Below are 4,800 nucleotides of genomic sequence, written 5' to 3' on the forward strand. Positions count from 1 at the left end.
AGGGGCGTATTGCAATACGCCCCTACTATGGCTAACTCACTCCGAGAGGAGAGAAAGGAGAGGACGTTCGTAACATCTAATGGCGTTTGTCAAAGCAAGCTTTTGTAAAGGAGAAGAGGCGTATGAATACAAAGCCCTAAGCTACGTTCAAACAGCTATCAGCCATCCATTTGATGAGAAGGTATAACCTTCGCCGTGTGGCTGTACTATCCCCTCGAGCACCTTTGACTTTAGCGGTGCGGGGCGCTGGTGTACTTCCCCACCAGCGCACCCCACTACCGGGCTAGAGACTCGAGCCCTTCATACAGATAGGAGAAGAACGATTACCTATGAAGCCAACCCGCACCCTCATACCCGGCATGCTGCTCGCCCTCATGCTCAGCGCCTGCTCCGGCTCAACCCCAGGCTCCTTCACGCTCTCGCTGCCCAACCCCGAGCTGACCGTGCAGCAGGGCTCGAGCGCCGAAGTCACCCTCAGCGTCACCTCAAGCGACGGCTTTGACGCGCCGGTGACCGTCACGCTCGCAAACCCGCCGGTCGGCATCAGCGCCGCGCCCCTGACCATCCCGGCGGGAGCAGCCAGCGGCACGCTGACCCTTGCCGCCGGCAACGACGCCGCTGTGGGCGGACCAACTTCCCTGACGGTGACCGGCACAAGTGGAAGCCTGCGTTCAGAAGCTAACTTAAGCCTCAGCGTTACGAGCCCGCTAGCGCCCACGGTCATCATCACTCCAGACGCGGCGGCGGTTACTGCTGGCGGTCCAGCGGTAAGCTTCACCGCCACCGCCACCAGCAGCAGCAGCGCGGTGACGTGGTCGCTGTCCGGTCCCGGCAGCATTGCCCCCAAGACCGGCCTCACCACCCTCTACACCCCGCCCGCCGGCGTTACGAGCAGCACCACCTCCACCCTCACCGCCGCCCTTGCGGGCACGGACATAACCAGCACAGCCACCCTCACCATCGACCCTCCCTCCATCGACCCTCCCGCCATAAGCCTCACCGTCGACCCAGCCATCCAACCCCCCGTCGCCGCCCTGCCCGGCTTCGAGGACGGCAAGCCGCGCCCGGTAGCGGCAGTGACCGGCGACGACAGCAGCCAAGCCGAGTTTGTGGCGAACGAAGTCTGGCTCCAGTCCGACGACGACGCGCAGGTGCAGGCGTTCGTGGCGCGCTGGAACGGGACGGTGCTGAAGACCTTCGACCCGAGCGGGGCCGCGGTGAGCGGCCTGCCCAAGCAGCACCTCATCCGCATAGACGCCTCGGCTGCGGACACGTCGCGGCTCGCGCAAGACCTGCGGGCGCTCCACCTGGCGCTCGAGCCGACCGCGACCACGGCGACCGGGGGCTACAAGGTCTCGAGCCAGGCTGGCCTCGACCTCATCGCCGCTGCCAGCGCTGAAGCCGCAGATGGGCTCGACGTCGGCATGAACTGGGTCGGCAGCGGGGCACAGTTCCGCGACAGAACCTCGCTGGAAGCGCCGAGCGGCCCTGCTCTCGCCGGTGTCGCCTACACCCCGGACGCCTTCCGCTGGCCTTCGCACAGCTCGGGCTCCGCAAGCGTGCAAGACATCGGCGTGGCCGAGGCGTGGCGGGCGCTGGATTTGGCCGGGAAGCTCGGCAACCGCGTCAAGCTGGCCGTGCTCGACATGGGCTTTCAGCCCGACGCCGATTGGCAGGGCGGCTATATCGCGCGGACCAACGTTCCCTTGACAAACGCCATCGGCACGAAGAACCTGCTCTCCTGTAGCGGTGGCAACACTTGCCCCTGGCACGGCACGCAGGTCGTCAGCGCGGCGATGGGGCTGCCGGACAACCAGTACGGCGCTGCCGGCCCTGCCGGGCCGGTTGCCCAGCCCGTCATCGTGTTTACGCTCTACGACTTCTTCACCTCGATGAGGGCCCTGTTCGACGCGGGCACCGCCGGGGCCAAAATCGCCAACATGAGTTACGGCGCGCCCGTGCCCTGGTACGCGGCCTGGAGCGTCTTGCCCTTCGAGGCGACGACGGCGGCGCTTCGCACGACGGGAATGCTGCTGTTCGCGGCGGCGGGCAACGAGGGCAAGAACGTGGACGCCGAAGGCTGCACCCTCGGGGTGTGCTGGGAGCGGACCTGGCACACCCCCTGCGAGAACGCGGGCGTCATTTGCGTCGGCGGCCTGGGCGGCAACTCCAAGAACCGGGCAAGTGGTTCAAACTACGGCGGCGATCAGGTGGACATCTTCGCGCCTTACACGCTCTGGCTCGGCCCCGACCCCGCCTCGCCCGGCAACCAGGTCCAGGTGTTGAGCGGCACCAGCTTCTCGTCGCCTTTTGCCGCTGGCGTCGCGGCGCTCATCTGGGCGGCGAACCCAGGGCTCAGCGCGGGCGCGGTCGAAGACATCCTCATGAACACGGCGCACCCCAGCCCCGACCCCAACGTGGGGCGCTACGTCAACGCGCTCGGCGCGGTCCGGGCCGCGCTCGGCAACGTGCCGCCCAGCATCACCCTCGGCGCCAGCGGAGATGTGCCCCTCAACGTCGAGCTGTCGCTCAGCGCCGAGGTGCAAGACTTCGAAGACGCCTTCCCCTGCTGTACCGTGAGATGGACCTCGGATGTGGACGGTCCGCTCGGCAGCGGCTACAGCGTCACCCGCACCTTCACGACCTTGGGTAAGCGCATCATCACCGTCACCGCGACGGACAGCGGCGGCGCGACCACCACCGAACGCATGACGCTCAACGTCGTCAACAACGCGCCAGATGTGACCCTTAGCAAACCGCTCGAGGGCGACGAGGTCTTTCGCAGCGCCAGCGTGGTGCTGCGCGGTCGGGCGAGCGACCGCAACGAGCCGCAGGAACAGCTCGCCTGCAGCCGCCTCGTCTGGACCAGCAGCGTGGCCGGCGACCCCTTCCCGGTGACGGGCTGCGAGGCCGAAGTCGTGTTCGCCACGAATGGCCCGCGCACCCTGACGCTCACCGCGACCGATCCGCAGGGCTCGAGCGACACCGCGACCGTGAGCATCAGCGTGGTGGAGCCGCCGCCCAACCTGCCGCCCTTCGTGCAGATCTCGAGCCCCGAAGACCACGCCCAGGTGCGCACCGACGAGCCCCTCACCCTCTCGGGGACGGCGACCGACCCCGAAGGCGCGACCGAGTTGAGCTACCAGTGGACGGTCAAGCTCTTTGACAACGCGCCCATCGTCGTCGGCAACGCGCCCACCGTAGAGTGGACGCCCAACGACACCTATGACTTCAGCGGCGCGGGCACCTACACCGTGCAGGTGAGACTCAACGTCACCGACCCAGAGGGCAATACCGGCACGGATGTCATCGTGCTCGAGTGGCTCATCATCCTTTGAAACTTAGGAGAAATAAGCGCTCAGCTCGTTTCCCCGAACGTTGGCTGAGAAGCGTCCACCATCTTAACGGTTGACCCCTCTATCCCACGGTAAGGAGTGAAGACTCTGAGATAGCAAGTTGGGATGGACCATGCTCAAACTTGAGAGTTACGGCGCAAAGGGTTGCCCTTACACTGGCAGATGAGACCCATAAAAGGTGTTGCTGCACGTTCGCGCACCGTTAGGTGGGGCCCACTAGGGCCAAGGGCTAGTGCCCTTAACCTAGGGTGGGTATGATGAGTCAGAAGGGGTCGCGTCTCCTGCAGGGCGCGGTTGGCGCGAGCCGTGATGACGCCGAGCCCCTGCCCACCCGATAGCAGCGGAGCGTTCGAGACGGTCCGGCAACCGTACTGGGTGACGCAACAAGGCCCGAGCCGTCTCGAGCCCCACCGAAAGGAACACGCCGTGAGCAAAGAGCCCGTCGTCCGAACAAGACAAGCCATGAGGCGCAGTCTTCACTACGCCGCCGGCATACTGACAGGGAGCAGCCCCGCTGGGAGGGCAGTGAAACGGTCTTGCGCCCTGATGGCGATGCTGCTCGGCCTGGCTTGGGCGCAGAGCGCAGGCTACGGCGTCAGCGGCACGGTCACCTACAGCGCCAGCTACACGCTCGGCCCCTGGCAGGGAAAAAACACCACCGCCAGCGGACAGCTCAGTTGGGACGAGGGCAGCGGGCAGATGAGCGGACAGGTGTGCTTGGACCTGGCTGCCTGGGATTCGGGCAACGCGCTTCGCGACGCGGACACCCGCGGCAAGTTCGAGGTGAGGACCTACCCCCAGTCCTGTTATACGCCCACGCGCCTCGAGGGGCAGCCGGGCGGCCCGGCCACGCTGGTCGGCCTGCTCGACCTCCACGGCGTCCAGCGAGAAGTCCGCATCCCCGGTACGCTGACGCGGCAGGGAACGGGCTTCTCGTTTACGGGGACGTTCGCGACCAGGTTCAGCGACTGGAACCTCGAGCCTCCGCAATTTCTCTTCCTGAGCGTCGACGACGCGCTCGAGGTCACGGTGAGCGGTACCGCCACAGCCCACTAGCATTGCTCATTACTGGATCGCTCAGCGGATCCGCAGATAGGGGATCGCCCAGGCGAGGACGCGCCCAAAGAGCAGCAGGGTCATCATCATGACGATAACGGTGCGTTTCGTGCGAGCGGACATCATAAAGCGCCTCCTTTCGTTGGCAGGCGCGAAGCGTTGGCCGCCAGCAGGGCGACCAGGAGGGCCAGGAGTACGAAGAGCCCGGTGATATTGCGTCGGTTCATGAGCTGACTCCAAAAGAAACCTGGACGGTTGCCTTGGCCCAAGGTCCGCCGCCCGCTCGCGTAGAGCAGGCCGAGCAGCACCAGGTAGACGGCGCTCACCCGCAGGGCGGTGAAGAGCAGCGTGAGCCCGTCGCCAAGGAGCGCCCGCAGGTGGAAGAGCG

3 protein-coding genes are annotated in these 4,800 nt (G+C 65.9%); 2 read left to right on the forward strand and 1 reads right to left on the reverse strand.

The window, feature by feature from the left end:
* Window positions 1–329: 329 nt before the first annotated feature.
* Window positions 330–3,338 (forward strand): S8 family serine peptidase, encoded by a 3,009-nt coding sequence (locus tag M3498_15505; GenBank protein ID MDQ3460685.1) that lies wholly within the window; start codon window positions 330–332, stop codon window positions 3,336–3,338.
* A gap of 543 nt (window positions 3,339–3,881) precedes the next feature.
* On the forward strand, window positions 3,882–4,412 hold the full coding sequence (locus M3498_15510; GenBank protein MDQ3460686.1) for a YceI family protein: 531 nt from the start codon (window positions 3,882–3,884) through the stop codon (window positions 4,410–4,412).
* Between the two features lie 122 nt (window positions 4,413–4,534).
* Here M3498_15510 and M3498_15515 read toward each other — a convergent pair.
* The coding region (locus tag M3498_15515; protein MDQ3460687.1) for a hypothetical protein at window positions 4,535–4,800 on the reverse strand (266 nt) is incomplete at its 5' end.

The sequence above is a fragment of the Deinococcota bacterium genome, assembly GCA_030858465.1.
Classification (GTDB): Bacteria; Deinococcota; Deinococci; order Deinococcales; family Trueperaceae; genus JALZLY01.